The following is a 305-nucleotide window of genomic DNA, read 5'->3' on the forward strand; positions in this document are numbered from 1 at the left end:
CGGCTATCGCTCCCTTCATCTACCTTGCCCTGTATTTAGTGCCATTGCGCTAACGGCTTTTCTCGTCCCCCTGATCTTCGTGCCTCTGTGCGGTCTGTGCGTGGCACTTTCGGTGCGCGAGATGAACTTCGAGCAGCCCATGTTCGAGGACGTCCCGCGTCAGCACCCGCGCGTCTACCGTCAAGTGGTGCCCTTCGATACCATCGAGGACTGTCTGAGCGACTGAGCAGTACCCCGCGGCTCCGCCCCAGGGAACCCTGCAGCTAGATTTCCCGCGGTACTTCCCCGGTCTCCAGCAGGTTCAA

Annotated in this window: 1 pseudogene; it reads left to right on the forward strand. The window is 60.7% G+C overall.

What is annotated here, in order from left to right:
- Positions 1–226: pseudogene (locus NE591_RS14050) on the forward strand (hypothetical protein); the annotation flags it as partial.
- Positions 227–305: the final 79 nt, after the last annotated feature.

The organism is Adlercreutzia sp. DFI.6.23 (assembly GCF_024462535.1).
Taxonomy (GTDB): domain Bacteria; phylum Actinomycetota; class Coriobacteriia; order Coriobacteriales; family Eggerthellaceae; genus Adlercreutzia; species Adlercreutzia rubneri.